The sequence below is a fragment of the Negadavirga shengliensis genome (assembly GCF_042652345.1).
In the GTDB taxonomy this organism is placed as follows: domain Bacteria; phylum Bacteroidota; class Bacteroidia; order Cytophagales; family Cyclobacteriaceae; genus Negadavirga; species Negadavirga shengliensis.
Genome location: NZ_JBHSJJ010000046.1, coordinates 1 through 1,562, shown reverse-complemented (window position 1 = coordinate 1,562; position 1,562 = coordinate 1). Strand labels below are relative to the sequence as shown.

Genomic DNA, 1,562 nt, shown 5'->3' with positions numbered 1-1,562 from the left:
CAGTCTGGTCCCCATAATCCCCAAATTGACTGTAGAGAAAAGACTCAAACAAAAGCCCCATCATCAAATACTTTACGACCTGTTCTATGCTTAAGTTAACGGATATGGTACAGCTGTCGGGAGCGAGGGGGCGAGGGCCCTGCGGGGAGAAGCTTATTTTTGCCTTGACTTTTTGGGTTCTTTTTGTGTCAAAGCCTGCCCCGACCAGCGCAGCATATCGGGGACAAAAAGAACAGAAGAGTAAAAGGAGAATAGAAAACCACCACCTGCCCTTATGCCACAGGCATTTGTAATCCATCCATTAACGTGAGCGTCCAGGGAGAGACTGCTTTCCCGGTTTGGCCGGGATTACCTTCCCGAAGTGACGGACTCCCCTGCTAGGTGGAGTTAAAAAAACGGCATTGCAAATGCCTCTGTACCAAATTACACCTAGTAAGGGCGGTAACAAATTGTCCAGAAGTAATAATGCCATTCCTGAAAGGCATAATATATAACACGATAGAAAGTTGCACAAAGTAAACTGATTAGTTAACTTTGTTTTTGTGGTAAGAGAAATCATTTTTTTCGGGGACAAGGTAATTGAATTTTATAAATCCCAGGATTCGAAAGTTCAGTTGAAAATTGAATACGTTTTGGACCTTATTCGATTTGAACGATACGTTCCGATCAAGTTCTATAAGAAACTGGAAAACACAAGGGGGATTTATGAAGTAAGGGTAATTACCTCACAGAAAAGTATTCGAATTCTCTGTTTTCAGGATGAAGGAACGTTGGTGGTACTCACAAATGCATTCGTAAAGAAAACCCAAAAGACTCCGAAAAATGAAATCAGACTTGCCGAAAAACTTAGAGAAGAATACTTAAGACAGAAAGAAGATGAAAAACGTTAAGACATTTGATCAGCTCCTGGATGAAAAGTATGGGAAAAAAGGTAGCGCTGAAAGAGATCGGTTTGATGCGGATTCCCTTGCTTTCCGATTGGGTGTCATGCTTAAAGAAGCCCGGATCGAAGCGAACCTGACACAGGAAGAACTTGCCGCAAAAACCGGAACGAAAAAAAGTTATATCTCCCGAATTGAACGTGGATTAAGTGATATCCAAATTTCTACTTATTACAAATTAATTGAAGTCGGTCTTGGAAAACACCTTAACATTTCAATTGGTTAAGGCATATAACACGGAGCAATCGCCACTGCCTTAGGTAGTTATCAGAAAGCGTAGTCCTTAATGAAAGTTTCTTGACTTCAAGGGGGGTGAGCGGCAACGAGTGCCTGTGTCAGGAGCGTTGAGCGTTGGGGTTCGACTGACGTTGCTGCATATGATTTTCAATTCCGTATGGGATTTTGTCATGGTTTTTGCCTGGTTCCCCGCAAAAACGCACGCCAAAATCCTGTAAACGTTCGCCATTTAGGGGTCCGGGGATTGAAATCCCCGGTCTCGACTTTGGCTATTTACTAGACATAAAATAAAAAGAGGCTGCAATTTGGAATTGTGGTCTTTTTTATTGATTTTTATATCTAGTTATATGACTAGATATGGGATATCCGACTAAAATCCAGCTC

At 41.9% G+C, this 1,562-nt stretch carries 2 protein-coding genes; both read left to right on the top strand.

Translation table 11 applies throughout. From position 1 onward, the window contains the following. Positions 1 to 542: 542 nt before the first annotated feature. Positions 543 to 890 (top strand): type II toxin-antitoxin system RelE/ParE family toxin, encoded by a 348-nt coding sequence (locus ACFPFU_RS25615; protein ID WP_377069595.1) that lies wholly within the window; start codon positions 543 to 545, stop codon positions 888 to 890. Then, a complete protein-coding gene (locus tag ACFPFU_RS25610) occupies positions 877 to 1,167 on the top strand; it encodes a helix-turn-helix domain-containing protein (RefSeq protein ID WP_377069593.1) in 291 nt (96 codons plus the stop codon). The genes ACFPFU_RS25615 and ACFPFU_RS25610 overlap by 14 nt, the downstream gene beginning before the upstream one ends. The last annotated feature ends 395 nt before the right edge of the window (positions 1,168 to 1,562 follow it).